This is a genomic window from Enterococcus sp. ZJ1622, from assembly GCF_011038845.1.
Classification (GTDB): Bacteria; Bacillota; Bacilli; order Lactobacillales; family Enterococcaceae; genus Enterococcus_B.
In genome coordinates, this window is record NZ_JAAKDW010000008.1 from 160,047 (window position 1) to 176,906 (window position 16,860).

Sequence of the window (16,860 nt, forward strand, 5' to 3'; positions counted from 1 at the left end):
GGAGAAAGAAGATGACACTACCTAATTGCCCGCAATGTGGCTGCGAATATACTTACGAAGATCGGGGATTGCTTGTCTGCCCAGAATGTGCAAATGAATGGACAGCCGATGAACAGGAAGAAACAACGGAAGGCCTCATCGTACTTGATGCAAATGGCAATCGCTTAGCAGACGGTGATAGTGTGACAGTGATCAAAGATCTGAAAGTAAAAGGAGCCTCAGGTGCGATCAAACAGGGGACCAAAGTGAAAAATATCCGATTGGTTGAAGGGGATCATAATATTGACTGTAAAGTCGAAGGGTTTGGCCCGATGAAATTGAAATCAGAGTTTGTCAAAAAGAATTAAAAAACATTCAAGGTCTCTTCACATTCTTTTCTGACCGCTCGTGTTAAAATGAAAGTAAAAGAAGAAGGAGTGAAACGACAATGTATGGATATGGGATGTATGGCTTTTTTGATCCGACATTCATTTTAGTGATCGCCGGACTTGTGATATCCGGTATTGCTTCTGCGTACGTCAACAGCACATTTCGCAAATATGATAAAGTAAAAAGCAAAAATAACGTGACAGGGACACAGGCAGTACAATATATCCTCCAAAGCCAGCAGATCGATAACGTCGGTGTGCAACAGATCGCTGGTGATCTGACAGATAATTACAATTCAGGGAATAAGATGCTGAGCTTGTCACAAGCGACTGCTCAGTCGACTTCGGTAGCTGCCATTGGCGTTGCTGCCCATGAATGTGGACATGCGGTGCAGGATGCTTCAGGGTATGCACCGTTGAAGATCAGAGCAGCACTTGTACCAGTAGCTAATTTTGGCTCGATGATCTCTTTCCCATTGATCATGATAGGGGTCTTGTTCAGTTGGAACTCTACATTGATCAACATTGGTATCTTTGCTTTTTCATTAGCGCTTCTTTTCCAGCTGGTCACTCTTCCAGTAGAGTTCAATGCTTCGAGAAGGGCAATACAGATTTTAAGTGAAGGCGGTCTGTTAGCAAAAGAAGAAGTACCGATGGCAAGACACGTATTGTTTGCCGCAGCACTGACTTATGTAGCAGCTGCGTTATCCACATTTTTACAATTATTACGTCTGATACTGATATTTGGCGGTAATCGTAGAGATTAGAAGCTTAATTTTTGGAGAAAGGAGCTGTGACAAAAATTGTCACAGCTCCTTTCTTTGCATCATGCAGTCTGCCTATTTTCTTCATGATGGCAAGTTTGCTTTTTCATTTGAGGTTGTGACAACTGCGCTCTGCTTTAAGGAATAAGGACACTGAACAGAAAATAGCTCCTCATATTTTCTTGTTCAGTGAACTTATTGCCGAGAAGCAGCAGTTGGAACACCGTTTAGTGGAGAGGTCGTGAAAGAGACGTTCAGCCTTGAGCGATAAGAAGCGATTTTGAAAAATAGCTTCTCAAATTTTTGTGAAATTCTGGCTTATTCTCGAAGAAGCTACTTCTGGAACACCATTATTCGGAAAAAAGGACTGGACGATATTTTTGTCACAGTTTCTTTTTCATGGCCAGTTCTTGGATTGATTTTACCAGTTCTATCCACGATTCGTTTTCTTGGTTCGGATCAAAATAAAGAGTCGGGACAGACGGATGGAGCGCTTCGAACCAGTCGGTGATGATCAGATCAGCTTTTTCCGGTTTCTCTGTGATCTGTAGGGTTTCGTGGCTGAATGTTTGATGTAATTTGCTTTTTAAATGATAATTCCCGGTTAGTGTCTGGTTCATCTGTAAATAGACCAGAAGCTGCTCTTTTGCTTCAGACTGCAACAAAGTATAAATCAGACCGCAAAGATATTGATTGAACCGTTCGTTTTCAGCAGGGAAAACACTACCGACGATCTGCTGGATCTCAGTCATTTTTTTATCTGCTATATCTGTATCTATAAGGAGATTCGGAAAAAGAAGCGTATAAAATCCAAGCATCATATCTTCTGAAACCGTGACAAGGATCGTTGCTAATGCAATAAAATAATGATACATATATTTTTTCTCTTCTGAGGCGATGACAGGATAGGCATCTGTTAATCTCTTTACCAGTTTTCTGGCCCTTTGACAAATCGGATTGCTGCTTTTTTCAACCGCTATACCAAAATCGATTTTTTGCTGCGAAGCGATTGAATGAGGCAAGAAGCAGCAAATCAAAAAATTGGCGTAGGCTGCTTCATTGATCCGTCAAGCTCTGACAGGAATGTTGAAATTCGTTGCTTGAACGTTCCAGAAAAATCCTGGACCTTTTGGAGTAGGCAGAGCACTTCCATGATCTCAGTCGATGCTGGAGGAATAAGCGAATGCTGATCGAGTCGGATCGTGAACAATGCAAGTAGCAGATAGATGCTCTCCAGCTGTTTTTCAGATTGATCTGTCAAAAGGAACGCAGAAGAAAGCTGATACTGCTTTTTTAGCTGAGAGATGCAGATCGTTGTAAACGGCCATTCGAGGCCTTGAAAGGCATCGGTCAGAAACAAGTACAGATAGATACGGATAGATAGCTCGTTTCCTTCTAGAAAATAACGATTCTGAGAAGAAGTGATTTGTAACTGGTATTTTTTAAGGATTTTATTGATCTGTTGTGTCAATTTCTCCAAATAAGAAGTAGAGAGATACAATTGTTTTGCTAAATAATCTTTCGAGACACCTGCATGAGGCGAATCAATCAGCAGCAACAAGTAATTGAAGCGATTCGATTCTTTTAGATAATGCAGCTTTAATTGGCAGAAGATCATCCTTCTGTTTTCGTGGTAAAGATCATTGAGTTTGATTTCTCCTTTTGGCGTAGAATAAATAAACGATTCGATGCCAAACAGATGCGTGATCGAAAGGTTCAGCTTTCGAATCAGTTCTTTGATCGTTCGTTTAGGGATTGCTAGCTCATCAGATAATTTTTGCAGTGAACAGTCATTTTTCTGAGTGATAGCGTAGAGGACAAGAAGTTCTTTCTTTTTTGCATCGATTAACATGGCACACTCCTTTTTGTTCAATTGATGTACAAGGGATGACATAAAATGTGAGTGGAAACTGGGTTTGGTGTATGTTATTCTCAAAATGTAACAGATCTTGTTTATATAACTTGTTATTTAAAACAGATTATCAGATTATTAATTCTATTGTTTCTTGCCGATTGGATTTTGTCAAGTTATCCCAAAAATGACACTCATTTTATAAAAAATGTTAATAAAACAACGATGTTATTTATTCTGGATTGTTTTCATCATGAAAATAGATCCGGATGACAAGTCTGATACGTATCGATAGATTTAGTGTTCCCTATAAGTTATTGATGTTATTTATAATGATGATCATCGGCAGTGCTGTCACTTATCTGCTTTCCCCTCATAAAAGATACGCAAAGGAAACGAAATGATCTGTAATCATTCAAAAAAGATGGAAGAAAAGGATTGATAGAGAGGTGGCTGCATCTATGGGTAGAGTAACAAATTTCAGCAAAGAATATTTGCTGTACAAAAGCATGGTATATGCGAGTGAATATGGAATGGCCTCGATCACAGCAAGAAGACTTGCTAATTTTTGCGGTTGTTCCACTTACCCTTTTTATTCGCATTTCAAATCGATCAGTGTATTGAAAGAAAAAATAGTTGAAGAGATCAGTGAGTGTTTTGATCGCTACTTGGCAGAATACAAAGTTGATGATTTCTACAGCATAGTTTATTTATTCAATGAATTTTTTGCGATCCATGAAAGTATCTACGGTATCATCATGAAATCTGAATTAGATATGGCCTCTTTATTCAAACGGACATTTACCGAATATATCAAAGAAAACACCGAAATAAACGAGAAATATCTGTTGGACCTGCTTTGGCTGAATGCCTTAGGAAGCTTGAATTCAGATCAGAATTCCGGTGATTTTTTTGAGATGATGTCTTCTATCTGGAGTAAAATCGCTGATTTGGAAAAGGAATTACCAGAAATCTTGAAAAGGATCGAGTACTCTTCTTTCAGATGAATCTGCTGGCTGTTTCTCTTCTTTTCTTTTCTGAAAAAAAATTGTAAAATAGCTATCGAAAGAAATGGAGAAGGAGAGATCAACAACGTTACCACAGCAGTTTATCGATAAATACCAGCTTCTTCTAGGCGAGGAAGCAAGTGAGTTTTTTTCAGCCATTGAACATGGAATAAGCCAAAAAGGATTTCGCTGGAATCCATTGAAGCCTGCCGGATTGGAAATGGTCCGCAAATATCATGAAGAAAAGAGTCAGCCAGCACCATACAGCAAAGAAGGTTTTTTGAGTCCTGTAGATGGAAAAACACCGTTGCATCAAGCTGGGTACGTGTATAGCCAAGAACCTAGTGCCATGCTCCCAGCAGCTGTCGCAGATCCGAGACCAGGAGAAAGGATCTTGGATCTATGCGCAGCGCCTGGTGGGAAAACGACGCAACTAGCTGCACAGATGCAAGGAAAAGGTCTATTAGTATCTAATGAGATTTTCCCAAAGCGGGCAAAAATCTTATCTGAAAATGTTGAACGTTGGGGAATAACGAATGCAGTCGTAACCAACCAGGCACCTGTTGAGTTAGTGCCTCATTTCAATGGGTTCTTTGATAAGATCGTTGTTGATGCACCTTGTTCCGGGGAAGGGATGTTCCGGAAAGATCCTAAAGCCATCGCAGAATGGACAGAAGAAACACCTCTGCAATGCCAAGAACGCCAAAAAGATATCCTTCAATCAGCGATGAAGATGATCAAGACAAATGGCACATTGATTTATTCGACTTGTACATTTGCACCGGAAGAAAATGAACAGATCATCAGTTGGCTCGTGGAAAACTATCCAGTGTCTATCGAAGGAATCGACATGGCGCGTGTCAGTCACGGACGTCCAGAATGGGGAAGCGTGGATGGATTGGAAAAAACGGTCCGTTTATGGCCTCATAAAGGGCAGGGAGAAGGACATTTTGTGGCTAAGTTAGTGTTTCACGGAGAAACAGAATCTCCAAGTGAAAAGAAACCGGCAAAAAAACAACGAAAGCAGCAGGATAAGACACGATTGACGAAAGAGCAGCAGTCGATCTGGCAAGCATTCGCTGCTGATTTTCAGTACGAAACATCTGGCGAGTTGCGGGTGTTCCACGATCATCTCTGGGAGTTGCCAGCAAATGCACCTTCTTTATCCGGTTTGAAAATATTGCGGGAAGGACTGCATCTAGGTGTATTTAAGAAGAATCGATTCGAACCCAGCTATGCTTTAGCACTTGCGATGAAAAACACTGAGAATATCCCTTCTTTGCAGATCAGCGAGGCAGAGTGGCGGGCGTATGTCGCAGGCGAAACCTTTCAGGCAAAAGGCAATGCCGGATGGGTATTGCTTATGAGAGACCAGATACCAGTAGGGTTCGGCAAACAGGTGCAGGGAGTCGTGAAGAATTTCTTCCCCAAAGGTTTGCGGTTCCATTGAACCTTGAGAGTGTAATAGTTCGTTTATTTTTTTGTCTATGCTATGATTGAGATAGATGAAAAGGAGCTGATACTTATGAAAACATCAACAAAAGTGACAATCGGATTAAGTGTAGCAGCAGCAGCCAGTGTCGCTACTGCAGTGGTTGTTTCTGGAAAAGTGATCGAAAAGATCCATCACATGACGAATCGTACAAAAGTAAAAAAATTCGTGAACGATAAATTTGACGGGAACGAAAAATTACTGGATGTGGTCGATCATTTATCTGATAGCGATTTGGATTCATTGATGGGTATCTTGGCAAAAATCAAATCTGGCAAAAAGAAGATTTCCGTTTATGGCGATTCCTTGAAAGGATCGACCGAAGATGTACGGGAACGCTTGATGCACTTAGTGGAAAAAATGGTGTAAGCACACGAAGCAACCAGAAGCGTTTAAGCGCGTAGTCGATCGTATATATGCAAAAAAAAGCGAGAAGGCTCTTAGTGAGAGAGCTTTTTCGCTTTTTTTAGTCAACGATGGAGTAGGAGAAGATAGCAGAACAACAGATCATCTGCTTGTTTTAAATTGAGTCCTGTTTGTTCCTGGAATTTCTCGATGCGATATTTCAACGTGTTCCGGTGGAGAAACAATGTTTTTGCTGTGGAGCTGATATTCCCCAGATTTTTCCATAGCTCAAGAATGATTTCATCCATTTCTGCGTCTGCCAATCGTTCCTGGTAACTGGAAATCAATGCATTTTCTTTTATGCTTTCTTTTGTATAGTAGTGTAATGCGATCTCTGTCATGGAGAAAGTCCGTCCATGGGTATACATATTTTGTTGCTCTGCTAGAAAAATTTTCCGTTCTTCTGCGAATAAGGTAGTGAGGTCTTGACCTGGTGAATGAAACGAACCGACAAATGCCTGAGTAGTCGTATCGAAATCTGCATCCAAAGACAAGAAAATACCACTCAATTCTTTTGAATCGAGGAAACTGCTGCTTTGCTGTTCGACTAAAAGGGCATCATTTTTCGTGTAAAAGAAAAAATCGGCAGCATCTGGAAAGATTTCCAGCATCGTTTTTTGCCACTCGTTTTTCAAAAACTCGCCTTTTGACTCGATGTGCAGCTGGATCATGCGATAACTTTCATCCATTATACAGGAAGAATGATCGAATAAGTGACCGTACCATGGATGCTGCTGCTGATTGTTCGTTTCGGAGAATAACGCTTTCAAAAGCGCCGATTCTTGCGAAGACAAGACAGATTTATGTATCCATAAAAAATGATCTTCTACGGCTAATGATAAAATATCGTCATCTGAAGATGGGAACTCTTTTTTTTCTGCTGTTGGATAGAGCTCGAGCAATTGATTCATTCTCATTTGATTCACCTCTTGATTATTTTACCATAGATAAAAAAGTTAGTTACAACCTTTTTTGCTTATGCTAAAGTTAAACCAGAAAATTCAAAGGCAGGGAGATCAATTGGAAAATAAAACACAATCGCTGGATGAAAAAGAAAAATGGATGCGAGTCGCCATCGCGGAAGCAAAAAAAGCAGAAGCATTGGAAGAAGTCCCAATCGGTGCGATCGTCGTCTTGAATGATGAAATCATTGGGAGAGGATTCAATCTACGTGAGACCTCTCAAGATGCTACGACCCATGCAGAAATGATCGCCATCCAGCAAGCGTGCGAAGCAGTTGGCAGTTGGCGATTGGAAGAGGCTCAGCTCTTTGTGACTTTAGAACCATGTCCGATGTGTAGTGGTGCGATGATTTTATCTCGTGTAAAAGAAGTCTATTTCGGCGCTTACGATCCAAAAGGAGGAACAGCAGGCACTTTGATGAATCTACTGGAAGATGAGCGCTTCAATCATCAGGCATTTGTTGAAGGCGGCATACTGGAAGCAGAGTGTGGAGAGATATTATCCGCTTTTTTCCGGCAATTACGTGAAAGAAAAAAGAAATTAAAAAAAGGCTAGTCAAAAAACAAAAAATGCGGTATACTATTCTTTGCCGAAAGGCTAGGACAATGGCGGGCTTGTGAAGCGTGTCAGATCCGGAAGGAAGCAGCACTAAGCAGGATCCGTCATGTGTCTGATTAAAAGAATAAAAATGACCGTCAGCAGGCTCTCGAGCCTGCTTTTTTTATTTTTTTCTAGGAACAAACAAAGAAACGCCGCAAGCTGCAGCAGTTTCTCAGACCTTAAAATATAAGAAAAGATTCAGCCTAGTTTCTTTTTTTTGATCACTGACCGATAAAAAAGCCTGTTTTCTGGAAGATGACGCAGGCTATGGTATGATAGGAAAAAAGAGAGGCGAGAACCTATGGAAAAAATTGTTTTATTACATACGAATGATCTGCATTCACATTTAGAAAACTGGCCAAGGATCAGACGGTTTTTGGATCAGCGAAAACGAGAAAACGAAAAGAAAGCCAATACTACGACGATCACAGTAGATCTCGGGGATTTCGTCGACCGATGGCACCCTCTATCAGAAGCAACGAACGGACAGGCGAACATCGAACTGATGAATGAAGTCGGCTATGATGCTGCAACCATCGGAAACAATGAGGGAGTAGGGAACTCCAAAGATGACCTGAATCATCTGTATGACCATGCGTCTTTTGATGTGCTTCTTGACAATCTTTTTGACAAGAACACCTTGCAGCCGCCTACTTGGACCAAGCCTTATAAAATCATAGAGACCGCTCAGCAGACAAAGATCGGACTGATCGCATTCACAGCACCTTTTCCGCTTACCTACAGTCCGAATGGCTGGGATATCCGAAATCCTTATGACATCTTGCCGGAACTGGTCGAAGAACTTCGCCAAAAAGTAGATGTTCTAGTTTTGATGAGTCATTTAGGTATCCAAGATGACATACAGATCGCCAAAGAGCTTCCGGCAATCGATGTGATTTTAGGCTCACATACTCATCATCTGTTTGAGGAAGGGCGTGTGGTGAATCAGGTACAGCTTGCTGCAGCTGGCAAATATGGGCGGTATGTCGGTGAAGTCCATTTGACATTAGATGACAAGAAGAACATCATCAAACACTCAGCCAAAGCGATCCCTACAGAAAACATGACTGCATTCTCAGAAGACGAGCAGGAAGTCAACGGCTATCTGGAAAAAGGGCATCAGCTTCTGCAGGAAAAACGAGTAGCGAAACTTCCTTATGAGCTGACTCTCGATGTCTTTGATGAACATTCATTTATTCGAGAAGCGCTCGAAGCGGTCAAAGAACGTGGGAAGACTGAAGCGGCGATCTTGAACAGCGGCTTGTTTTTGTCAGGGATTCCTGAAGGGATTGTCAATCAGGATCAGCTGCACACAGCTTTGCCGCACCCGATGCATTTACTGAATGTATCATTAAAAGGGACTGATCTTGTCCGTTTGGTTTTGGAAATAGAAAAAAACAAGAATTTTTTGCGTAATTACCCTATGAAGGGGATGGGATTTCGGGGGAAAATATTCGGACAGATCATTTACAGCGGGATCGTTTATGACCCAGTCAACCATCATGTCCTTTGGCAGAACAAGCCCGTCGATCCTGAACGAGTGTACACATTGACAACGGTCGACCATTTCATGTTCGTACCGTTTTTCCCGACCATTGAAATTGCCGGAACAAATGAATTCTTGTTTCCCGAATTTATTCGAAGCGTGGTAGGAGATTACTTAAAAGCTCACTACCCAATCAAATAAAAACAAGGTATAATGAAAAAGATAGGTGGTGAAAGCATGTCTACGAAACAAAAAGAGAAGCATGGTGTCGACAAAGAGAAAGACATCGTAAAAAAACAGCCGGAAAAAACAGCCCAGCCAACAGTTACAGAAGAATTGACGGCTGCATTGGAAGAGATCATCGATGAACCGAAAGCAGAGAAGGTCAAGGGAGAATTGGTAACGCCGTTGGATGACAGTAATTTTTTGATCGGCGAACGACAGTATCGGTTAGTAGCTGATCACCGGGAAGGCTTTGATGCAGAGAAGCTCGGTGAAAGATACAGCGACGTATTAGCTCGATATGATTACATCGTTGGCGACTGGGGATATGAGCAGCTTCGCCTGAAAGGATTTTTCAGTGCAGAGAATAGACGTGCCCATCCGGATCAGCGAATTGATTCTTTAGAAGATTATCTTTACGAATATTGTAATTTTGGTTGTGCATATTTTGTGATCGAGCGCATTGGCGGGAAAAAAGAAAAAACAGCCCAGCGTAGACGAAAGAAGAAAAATCAGAATCGTGCGTACATCGAAGAGAAAAAAGCACCAGTCTCTTCGAATCGTAAAAAACCAATAATCAAAAACCGCAAACCTGCTCAGCAAAAAGCAGAAAAACCAACAGAAAAGCATGCAGACAAGAAAACGCAAAAATCAAAAACGAATTTTACGATAAGACAAAGGGAAGAGTAGTGGATATATGAGTTATAAAGGATACCTGATTGATTTAGATGGAACGATTTATCTCGGCACAGCGCCTATACCTGCAGGAAAACGATTTGTTGAAGAACTGCAGAAAAGAAACCTTCCATTCCTGTTCGTTACGAACAATACGACAAAAAGTCCGGAAACTGTAGCCGCACGTCTGGCCAATGAGTTCGATATTCATGTAGGCCCTGAAACTGTTTATACAGCAACGCTTGCCACGATCGACTTCATGAAGTCGGATGCAAAGGGGAACAAAGTGTTCGTCATAGGTGAAGGCGGGCTGATCGACCTGATTTTAGAAGCCGGATTCGAATGGGAAGAAGAAAATCCTGACTATGTAGTGGTAGGCTTAGACAATTATCTGACTTACGAAAAAGTGGTCAAAGCAACATTAGCGATCCAAAAAGGAGCAACATTCATCGGTACGAACCCTGACAAGAATATCCCGACAGAACGTGGTTTGCTTCCAGGTGCGGGCTCCGTTATTTCATTTGTCGAAACAGCGACACAGACACCTCCGATCTATATCGGCAAGCCTGAAGCGATCATTATGGACAAAGCAGTCGAGCTACTAGGCTTAGATAAAGAAGAAGTGATCATGGTCGGTGATAATTATGAAACGGATATCCAAGCAGGGATCCGTAATGGCATCGATACGTTGTTGGTGTTGTCCGGTTTCACAAAAGAAGAGGATGTTCCTCATTTGCCGACAGCTCCAACATTTGTGAGTCATTCACTTGATGAATGGGGATTCTGATATGCATAAAAAAACGTGGCAGTGGCTGGAATATGCGGGGTTTCTCAGTCTGTTTTTGACATTGATCAGTTTGGCAATCGGGATCACGATCAACTTTCGGCCGTTGTATGTATTTGATATCGGTCATTTAGGGATTTTGGATTATACCGATCTGGATCAGAAAACATTATTGGAGAACTTCAGTCAATTGATGGGTTATTTGAACAATCCTTTTCAGACAGTCCTTAGTTTGCCTGATTTTCCAGTATCCGCAAGCGGCGCACATCATTTCTATGAAGTGAAGATTCTGTTTCTAGTAAATTATGCGGTTTTTATCCTTACAGTGTTACCTAGCATTCTATTCATTCGCCATTTATGGAAAAACAATCGTTTCTGGCGGCTGATCCGACCTTTTCAATGGGGAATGCTGATCCCTGTCGTTTTTGGTTTCTTTATGCTGATGGGGTTCGACCGTTTTTTCATCCTTTTCCATGAAACGTTTTTCAACAATGATGATTGGTTGTTCGATCCTGTGACTGATCCGATCATCAACGTACTGCCAGAAGAGTTTTTTATGCACAGTTTTATCTTTTTCTTTGTCATCATCGAATTATTTTTTGCCTTTTTTCTTTTTTTGGGGAAAAAAGGCTTCAAAAAAACAAACAAGAGCTAGGGCCACATTGAGTCCTAGCTCTTGTTTTCTATTCGAGACGTAGCAACGCTTTACATCACTTCTCTACTGTGTCAACCGACTTCTTTTTTCTGGTTCTTTGTGTGCTAAGCGACTAGCAGCAGATGCCGCGATAGCCCCTACGATATCATCCAAAAAGGTGTGTACGTTTGTTCCATCATGGCTATTTAGTTTTTTCAGGATACCTGGTTTCAGCTTATCGATATAACCGTAGTTTGTGAAACCAATCGTTCCGTAAACATTGACGATCGACAATGCCAGAATCTCATCAATTCCGTATAGCCCTTCGTCATCTTCAATAATATGCTGTAAGGGATCCATCAATTTTTTTTCTTCTGCTAACATATCTAACTGGATGCCGGTAATGATCGCGTTATGTACTTCTCGCTTCGTCAACACGCTGTTGACACTTTCTGTACAGTCAGCAAGGGTCAAGTCAGAGATGTAATCTTGTTGTAAAAACATGACTAATTCGGCGATGTCTTTGACTGTCACACCACGTTCTTTCAGTAGTTCACGGGCTTTTTCTTCTAAAGTTTCATTTTTGATAACCATTCTTTTCCTCCTTGAAATCATTCATTTGTCTTTTATGTTAACGGAACCTGGAGAAAAAGCAAGAAACAGCTCTTACGAACAAAAAATATCATCTGTATCGGCGAAAGAAGCAACCGCAGACAGACGATATTTCAGAGTGCTCAATTTGAGCGTATGTTTTTGTCATGCAAACTTGTACTATGCCCCGGCTGCGTACGTTCTTTAGGGTTGATGTAATGTAACGCATTGTTCACGGCTGTCGGCGCTTCGCCAAAGCCTGTTGCGATCAGTTTGACCTTACCATCATAAGAACAGATATCTCCAGCTGCATAAACACCAGGGATCGAGGTTGACATGTCCGAATTTACGATGATCGCATTCCGAGAACTTTCCAGTCCCCAAGAAGACAGGTGTTCCAAATTTGAGGTGAAGCCATAATTGACGATCAACTGGTCAATCATCAGATCGATCGTTTCCTCGCTTTTCACTTTTTTCAGCCGGATATCCGTCAATTCGCCATGTTCTCCTGATAAACCATCAATGAGGTAAGGAGTCAATAGATTGACAGAGGATTCCTTCAATTGGCTCACGCTGTGTTCATGTGCACGAAACTCTGAACGGCGGTGGATCAGATAGACTTCGCTGGCAATCGGTTCGAGCATCAGAGCCCAGTCGATAGCTGAATCGCCTCCACCAGCAATTGCTACTTTTTTGCCGGCATATTTCATCAGGTCGTTGACAAAATAGTCCAACCCTCGATTTTCAAACATCTCAGCATTTTCCAGTTTCAGTTTTCTAGGCTGGAAGGAGCCATTCCCTAAAGCCAAGATCACGGCTTTTGAATAATGGATCCCTTTAGTAGTAGTGATTTCGATCATTTCGTCTTCTCTAGAGATAGAAAGAACCTCTTCTTCTAAATGGAAGGTATGATTGAAAGTGGTCAGTTGTTTTTCTAGATTATCGACTAACTCGCCTGCTTTGATTGCTGGATAGCCGGGAATATCATAAATATATTTTTCAGGATACAAGGTGGTCAACTGGCCGCCAAGCTGAGGCAAACTGTCGATGATCTTTGTTTTTGCTTGACGCATTCCTGCATAAAATGCGGAAAACATGCCAACTGGTCCTGCTCCGATAATGGTAATGTCGTAGATTTCCATAAAATTTCCTCCTCTTACCACACACTATAGCAGAATTTAATTGAGAATGCTTCTCAAAATATTTAAACGATGTTCACTGCGAAGCGATGAATAGACGGATCGAACGCGAAGAATCCGTTTTTTTTGCCAAATCCAATCTAGTATTTTTACTAGTGATTCGGTATTATGTTATTATTGTTATATGAAGCAAGAAAACATTAGGAGGAACATCACATGGCATTCCCACAATTAGATCTATCAAATGAAAAAGGCCCAAAAGCAGTTATCAAAACAAACCGCGGTGATATCACTGTACAGCTGTTTCCGGAATTAGCACCTAAAACAGTTCAGAACTTTATTGAATTAGCAAAAAAAGGTTATTATGACGGCGTGATCTTCCATCGTGTCATCCCTGACTTCATGATCCAAGGAGGAGACCCAACAGGAACTGGTATGGGCGGCGAAAGTATCTACGGTGAAAGTTTTGAAGATGAGTTCAGCCGTGAGTTGTTCAATCTGCGTGGCGCTTTATCTATGGCAAATTCAGGACCAAATACCAATGGAAGCCAGTTTTTCATTGTCAACAACACCAATGTTCCGGCAAACATGCTAGGGCAGTTAGAAGGAGCTGGATTTCCAGCAGAGATCATCGAAGCATACAAAGATGGCGGTACACCATGGTTAGATTTCCGTCATACTGTATTCGGTCATGTGTTAGAAGGAATGGATACGGTAGATGAAATCGCAAATGTACAACGTGGACCACAAGACCGTCCAGTACATGACGTAGTGATCGAAACGGTTGAAATTTCTGAATAAGAACAAAAAATCTTCTCCCTCACAGAATGACGGAGAAGATAGCGACTATTATCAAATATGGAAACCTACTAGGAACAGAGGCTGGAACAAAATGAAGTTCCGGTCTCTTTTTGCATGAATTGACGAAACATGTGCAAAGCAAGTGAAATAAAGGATCACAGTATTTTAGAGAATCAAAGAAAAGCCCGCTGGATCCGTTTCAAGCCTTCTAATAATAGCTGTTCCGGACAAGCAAGGTTCAAACGCATGTGTCCCTTACCAGCAGGACCGAAAGTGATGCCAGGATTCAAGACAACTTTACCTTTCGTGATCAGTCGATTTTCTAATTCTTGATCATCTGATACATAGGCTGAAAAATCAAGCCACATCAAGTAAGTTCCTTCCGGTTTCATGACGCGGACTTCCGGCAGATTTTTTTCAAAGAAAGCTGTAGCAGTTTCTGCATTTTTTTCTAGATAAGGGAGCAGTTCTGCTAACCATGGTTTCCCAGTCTCGTAAGCCGCCTGTGTGCCGATCAGACCAAATGTGTTGATTTCTTGCTGCTGGTTCTTCAGTAATTGCTGTTCAAATAAATCTTTGAGTTCGTGGTTTTTAATGAAAACCATTGAATTTTTGATTGCTGCTATGTTGAATGTTTTAGTAGCAGAGGTAAAAGCGATCAGCAGATCATGCAATGCAGGATCAATTGTCAGCATAGAAGTGAAGACATGATCAGAAAAGATTAGGTCTTGATGGATCTCATCACTGAACAAAAGAACCTGATGTTTCACGCATAGGCCGCTTAATTGGCTCAGCTCATCCTTGGTCCATACTCGACCTCCAGGATTATGAGGGTTGCATAAGACGATCGCTTTTACGTGATGTTCGATTATTTTCTGTTCCATGTCTGCTATATCCATCGTGAAATGCTCGTCTTCTTCCCGCAAAGTACTTCTTACGACTTTTCGCTGATTCGTTTCTATTATAGAAGTGAATGGCGGATAGACCGGATCGTGGATCAAAATCGTATCCCCAACTTCGGTAAAGGCTTGTACTGCTACAGCCAAGCTTGACAGTACACCGCTTGTAAAAATGATGTCTTCTTTCACTAGAGCGACATTATGCTGTTCTCTTTCCCAAGAGATAATCGTTTGATACAATTTTTCTGGAATCGTTGAATAGCCAAACACTCCATGCTTGATATAATCTTCAAATGCTTCCCTAACTCCTCGTGGCGATAAAAAATCCATATCCGCGACCCAAAGTGGCAGAAGATCATCCGCCTGGTAAGTTTCGGCAATCCCGTCCCATTTTACACTCCCAGTATTTCTTCTTATAATTATTTCATCTAATCCACTCATCACCAGTTCTCCCATTCTTGTCGATTATTTTTCAGAACTTCTTTTTTTAAACTATTTACAGTATAATGATAAATGCGAAGAGAGGGAAGCAAATGACTTATAAAATCGGACAAATCATTGAAGGAAAAATCACTGGAATACAGCCTTATGGTGCGTTTGTATCTCTTGATGAAGAAACGCAAGGGCTTATCCATGTCTCAGAAGTGCAATCAGGCTATACCAAAAGTATTCACAACTTATTAAAAGTAGGGCAGCCGGTTACTGTCCAAATCATTGACATCGACGAGTATTCAAAAAAGATCAGCTTATCGTTGCGTACATTGGAGAAAAATAGTCCGGCAATCCCCTACAGAAGAAAAAGATATTTTACCAATAAAAATCGAAAAATCGGTTTTGCAACAATCGCGGAACAGTTACCGATTTGGGTAAACGAAGCATTGGCAGAACTAGAGCGGAAAGAAAATAAGAAATAAAAAGTGTATTTTTTCTGAAAATGTGCTAAAATTTTTATGTAAGCCATAGAACAAGTTGATCGAGGTGGAGATTTTGGCAAGCAAAAGAGTCGCTGGTACAATTATGTTGCATTTGGAGGATGGGACGAAAAAATTTTTGGTCCATTCAATTGATGACAAGCTTGAATTTGCGTTAGCAGATCTTTCGGAAGGAAAGACTGGCTTGGCAAATATACTTAATTTTTTGAAAGAAATCGTTCATATTGATGTTAGCAAAATTAATTTGATGGAGTTGACCAATACACATATTGATCAGGAAAATGTTCCGTTGTTTGTTTTTGAGGCAGAGCAGAAGAACCAAATTGAAAAATTAGGTGAAGGTTACCTATGGGAAGATCCGGATCAAATGCGCTCAGTTCTTGGAACTTACGAAGTAGAGGGAGTTCCTTTCTTCTAATAAAATATGAAGACAAAAGAAGTTTGAAAATTTTTCAAACTTCTTTTTTTATATGTTTTTGAAGAATGGCTGGAAGAAATGTTCAGTTATTCTAGGGGGATCGACATGGTTTTGAACACTTATCCCTCTGAGAGCGATTAAAAAGCGAAAGTTGAACGTGATGAAACCCGCTTTTTAAGTGTTGGCATCTTAAAATTAAGGTTGACCTGATGTAAAATGCATGGTAAATTAAAACACGTTGATTCGAAAGAAAGTAGTTTTGATTCTTTTGAAAAAACATAAAAATAGTTATTGACATGTTTATCCTTACATGATAAGATAACTAAGTCGTTTGAAAAGGACATTGAATAAAGCTTGATTCCATCAAGAAAAACTTCAAAAAAGTTCTTGACAAATAACAAACGATGAGTTATGATAAATGAGTTGCTGAAAGATTTCGCTAAGCGAGATCGAAAAAAACTTTTAAAAAAGAGTTGACAATCACTTGTCTCTCTGATATGATATAAAAGTTGCTAAGGCAGCCGAACAGAGATCGGATTTCAAGCATCACTGCTTTGGATTTTGATCAAGTAGACCTTTGAAAACTGAACAAAGTAAGACAAACCAAATGTGTAGGGCGTCTTGATTGATTCAAGACAACAAACATTTTTAACAAGCAAGCAATATGCTAGCAAACAAATTGAGCTTAACAGTTGAAAGACTGTTCTAACTTTTATTATGAGAGTTTGATCCTGGCTCAGGACGAACGCTGGCGGCGTGCCTAATACATGCAAGTCGAACGCTTCTTTTTCCACCGGAGCTTGCTCCACCGGAAAAAGAGGAGTGGCG

Annotated in this window: 19 protein-coding genes, 1 rRNA gene and 1 other RNA gene; 15 read left to right on the forward strand and 6 right to left on the reverse strand. The window is 40.8% G+C overall.

The features are described from left to right. The first annotated feature begins 11 nt into the window (after positions 1 to 11). Both G7Y42_RS09465 and G7Y42_RS09470 read left to right on the forward strand, forming a co-directional pair. Positions 12 to 347 (forward strand): zinc ribbon domain-containing protein YjdM, encoded by a 336-nt coding sequence (locus G7Y42_RS09465; protein WP_165005604.1) that lies wholly within the window; start codon positions 12 to 14, stop codon positions 345 to 347. 80 nt (positions 348 to 427) lie between these two features. Further along, entirely contained in the window at positions 428 to 1,135 is a 708-nt protein-coding gene (locus G7Y42_RS09470) for a zinc metallopeptidase (RefSeq protein ID WP_165038180.1), read from the forward strand. A gap of 380 nt (positions 1,136 to 1,515) precedes the next feature. On the opposite strand, the gene G7Y42_RS09475 is transcribed toward G7Y42_RS09470, so the two are convergent. Together G7Y42_RS09475 and G7Y42_RS09480 are read right to left on the reverse strand one after the other, a co-directional pair. Beyond that, positions 1,516 to 2,007 (reverse strand): hypothetical protein, encoded by a 492-nt coding sequence (locus G7Y42_RS09475; protein WP_165005606.1) that lies wholly within the window; start codon positions 2,005 to 2,007, stop codon positions 1,516 to 1,518. A gap of 158 nt (positions 2,008 to 2,165) precedes the next feature. Next, a complete protein-coding gene (locus G7Y42_RS09480) occupies positions 2,166 to 2,984 on the reverse strand; it encodes a helix-turn-helix domain-containing protein (RefSeq protein ID WP_165005607.1) in 819 nt (272 codons plus the stop codon). A gap of 461 nt (positions 2,985 to 3,445) precedes the next feature. Here G7Y42_RS09480 and G7Y42_RS09485 point away from each other — a divergent pair, with 461 nt between their 5' ends. From G7Y42_RS09485 to G7Y42_RS09495, 3 genes are all read left to right on the forward strand, one after another. Further along, positions 3,446 to 3,991 carry a TetR/AcrR family transcriptional regulator gene (locus G7Y42_RS09485; protein WP_165005608.1) on the forward strand — a complete coding sequence of 182 codons (546 nt, stop codon included), beginning with the start codon at positions 3,446 to 3,448 and terminating at the stop codon, positions 3,989 to 3,991. A gap of 64 nt (positions 3,992 to 4,055) precedes the next feature. Beyond that, positions 4,056 to 5,441, forward strand: coding sequence for an RsmB/NOP family class I SAM-dependent RNA methyltransferase (locus G7Y42_RS09490; protein WP_165005609.1), 1,386 nt, complete (start codon positions 4,056 to 4,058; stop codon positions 5,439 to 5,441). 75 nt (positions 5,442 to 5,516) lie between these two features. Continuing rightward, on the forward strand, positions 5,517 to 5,852 hold the full coding sequence (locus G7Y42_RS09495; RefSeq protein WP_165005610.1) for a hypothetical protein: 336 nt from the start codon (positions 5,517 to 5,519) through the stop codon (positions 5,850 to 5,852). Positions 5,853 to 5,953: 101 nt separating this feature from the next. On the opposite strand, the gene G7Y42_RS09500 is transcribed toward G7Y42_RS09495, so the two are convergent. After that, positions 5,954 to 6,805 carry a helix-turn-helix domain-containing protein gene (locus tag G7Y42_RS09500; protein ID WP_165005611.1) on the reverse strand — a complete coding sequence of 284 codons (852 nt, stop codon included), beginning with the start codon at positions 6,803 to 6,805 and terminating at the stop codon, positions 5,954 to 5,956. Positions 6,806 to 6,908: 103 nt separating this feature from the next. Here G7Y42_RS09500 and tadA point away from each other — a divergent pair, with 103 nt between their 5' ends. From tadA to G7Y42_RS09530, 6 genes are all read left to right on the forward strand, one after another. After that, positions 6,909 to 7,406 carry a tRNA adenosine(34) deaminase TadA gene (gene tadA, locus G7Y42_RS09505; RefSeq protein ID WP_277424429.1) on the forward strand — a complete coding sequence of 166 codons (498 nt, stop codon included), beginning with the start codon at positions 6,909 to 6,911 and terminating at the stop codon, positions 7,404 to 7,406. Positions 7,407 to 7,446: 40 nt separating this feature from the next. Further along, positions 7,447 to 7,531, forward strand: an RNA gene (ffs, locus tag G7Y42_RS09510) — signal recognition particle sRNA small type. Between the two features lie 221 nt (positions 7,532 to 7,752). Further along, a complete protein-coding gene (locus G7Y42_RS09515; protein ID WP_165005613.1) occupies positions 7,753 to 9,138 on the forward strand; it encodes a bifunctional metallophosphatase/5'-nucleotidase in 1,386 nt (461 codons plus the stop codon). A 36-nt stretch (positions 9,139 to 9,174) separates the two neighbouring features. Continuing rightward, complete coding sequence (locus G7Y42_RS09520; RefSeq protein ID WP_165005614.1) at positions 9,175 to 9,849, forward strand: YutD family protein; 675 nt, start codon at positions 9,175 to 9,177, stop codon at positions 9,847 to 9,849. Positions 9,850 to 9,856: 7 nt separating this feature from the next. Next, entirely contained in the window at positions 9,857 to 10,621 is a 765-nt protein-coding gene (locus tag G7Y42_RS09525; protein ID WP_165005615.1) for a TIGR01457 family HAD-type hydrolase, read from the forward strand. 1 nt (position 10,622) lies between these two features. Beyond that, positions 10,623 to 11,273 carry a TIGR01906 family membrane protein gene (locus G7Y42_RS09530; protein ID WP_165005616.1) on the forward strand — a complete coding sequence of 217 codons (651 nt, stop codon included), beginning with the start codon at positions 10,623 to 10,625 and terminating at the stop codon, positions 11,271 to 11,273. 63 nt (positions 11,274 to 11,336) lie between these two features. Here the strand turns inward: G7Y42_RS09530 and G7Y42_RS09535 are convergent, their stop codons facing one another. Both G7Y42_RS09535 and G7Y42_RS09540 read right to left on the reverse strand, forming a co-directional pair. Next, the gene (locus G7Y42_RS09535; RefSeq protein WP_165005617.1) at positions 11,337 to 11,846 is read right to left on the reverse strand and encodes a phosphatidylglycerophosphatase A; all 510 of its coding nucleotides are present in this window, start codon (positions 11,844 to 11,846) and stop codon (positions 11,337 to 11,339) included. 140 nt (positions 11,847 to 11,986) lie between these two features. Then, complete coding sequence (locus G7Y42_RS09540) at positions 11,987 to 12,985, reverse strand: NAD(P)/FAD-dependent oxidoreductase (protein WP_165005618.1); 999 nt, start codon at positions 12,983 to 12,985, stop codon at positions 11,987 to 11,989. Between the two features lie 213 nt (positions 12,986 to 13,198). On the opposite strand from G7Y42_RS09540, the gene G7Y42_RS09545 reads away from it, so the two are divergent. Next, a complete protein-coding gene (locus tag G7Y42_RS09545; protein ID WP_165005619.1) occupies positions 13,199 to 13,783 on the forward strand; it encodes a peptidylprolyl isomerase in 585 nt (194 codons plus the stop codon). Positions 13,784 to 13,956: 173 nt separating this feature from the next. Here G7Y42_RS09545 and G7Y42_RS09550 read toward each other — a convergent pair whose 3' ends face one another. Then, positions 13,957 to 15,123, reverse strand: coding sequence for a MalY/PatB family protein (locus tag G7Y42_RS09550; RefSeq protein WP_165005620.1), 1,167 nt, complete (start codon positions 15,121 to 15,123; stop codon positions 13,957 to 13,959). Between the two features lie 92 nt (positions 15,124 to 15,215). Here G7Y42_RS09550 and G7Y42_RS09555 point away from each other — a divergent pair, with 92 nt between their 5' ends. The 3 genes from G7Y42_RS09555 to G7Y42_RS09565 all read left to right on the forward strand — a co-directional run. Further along, complete coding sequence (locus G7Y42_RS09555; protein ID WP_165005621.1) at positions 15,216 to 15,596, forward strand: CvfD/Ygs/GSP13 family RNA-binding post-transcriptional regulator; 381 nt, start codon at positions 15,216 to 15,218, stop codon at positions 15,594 to 15,596. Between the two features lie 73 nt (positions 15,597 to 15,669). Continuing rightward, entirely contained in the window at positions 15,670 to 16,032 is a 363-nt protein-coding gene (locus tag G7Y42_RS09560) for a hypothetical protein (RefSeq protein ID WP_165005622.1), read from the forward strand. Positions 16,033 to 16,745: 713 nt separating this feature from the next. Then, positions 16,746 to 16,860, forward strand: a 16S ribosomal RNA gene (locus G7Y42_RS09565); the annotation flags it as partial.

Bases quoted from the DNA above. Each gene is read 5' to 3' on its own strand.
- G7Y42_RS09480 (WP_165005607.1), bottom strand. From the start codon at position 2,984: ATGTTAATCGATGCAAAAAAGAAAGAACTTCTTGTCCTCTACGCTATC.
- G7Y42_RS09495 (WP_165005610.1), top strand. From the start codon at position 5,517: ATGAAAACATCAACAAAAGTGACAATCGGATTAAGTGTAGCAGCAGCA.
- G7Y42_RS09545 (WP_165005619.1), top strand. From the start codon at position 13,199: ATGGCATTCCCACAATTAGATCTATCAAATGAAAAAGGCCCAAAAGCA.
- G7Y42_RS09550 (WP_165005620.1), bottom strand. From the start codon at position 15,123: ATGAGTGGATTAGATGAAATAATTATAAGAAGAAATACTGGGAGTGTA.
- G7Y42_RS09515 (WP_165005613.1), top strand. From the start codon at position 7,753: ATGGAAAAAATTGTTTTATTACATACGAATGATCTGCATTCACATTTA.
- G7Y42_RS09555 (WP_165005621.1), top strand. From the start codon at position 15,216: ATGACTTATAAAATCGGACAAATCATTGAAGGAAAAATCACTGGAATA.
- G7Y42_RS09540 (WP_165005618.1), bottom strand. From the start codon at position 12,985: ATGGAAATCTACGACATTACCATTATCGGAGCAGGACCAGTTGGCATG.
- G7Y42_RS09535 (WP_165005617.1), bottom strand. From the start codon at position 11,846: ATGGTTATCAAAAATGAAACTTTAGAAGAAAAAGCCCGTGAACTACTG.
- G7Y42_RS09470 (WP_165038180.1), top strand. From the start codon at position 428: ATGTATGGATATGGGATGTATGGCTTTTTTGATCCGACATTCATTTTA.
- G7Y42_RS09525 (WP_165005615.1), top strand. From the start codon at position 9,857: ATGAGTTATAAAGGATACCTGATTGATTTAGATGGAACGATTTATCTC.
- G7Y42_RS09465 (WP_165005604.1), top strand. From the start codon at position 12: ATGACACTACCTAATTGCCCGCAATGTGGCTGCGAATATACTTACGAA.
- G7Y42_RS09520 (WP_165005614.1), top strand. From the start codon at position 9,175: ATGTCTACGAAACAAAAAGAGAAGCATGGTGTCGACAAAGAGAAAGAC.
- G7Y42_RS09500 (WP_165005611.1), bottom strand. From the start codon at position 6,805: ATGAGAATGAATCAATTGCTCGAGCTCTATCCAACAGCAGAAAAAAAA.
- G7Y42_RS09485 (WP_165005608.1), top strand. From the start codon at position 3,446: ATGGGTAGAGTAACAAATTTCAGCAAAGAATATTTGCTGTACAAAAGC.
- G7Y42_RS09490 (WP_165005609.1), top strand. From the start codon at position 4,056: ATGGAGAAGGAGAGATCAACAACGTTACCACAGCAGTTTATCGATAAA.
- G7Y42_RS09530 (WP_165005616.1), top strand. From the start codon at position 10,623: ATGCATAAAAAAACGTGGCAGTGGCTGGAATATGCGGGGTTTCTCAGT.
- G7Y42_RS09475 (WP_165005606.1), bottom strand. From the start codon at position 2,007: ATGTATCATTATTTTATTGCATTAGCAACGATCCTTGTCACGGTTTCA.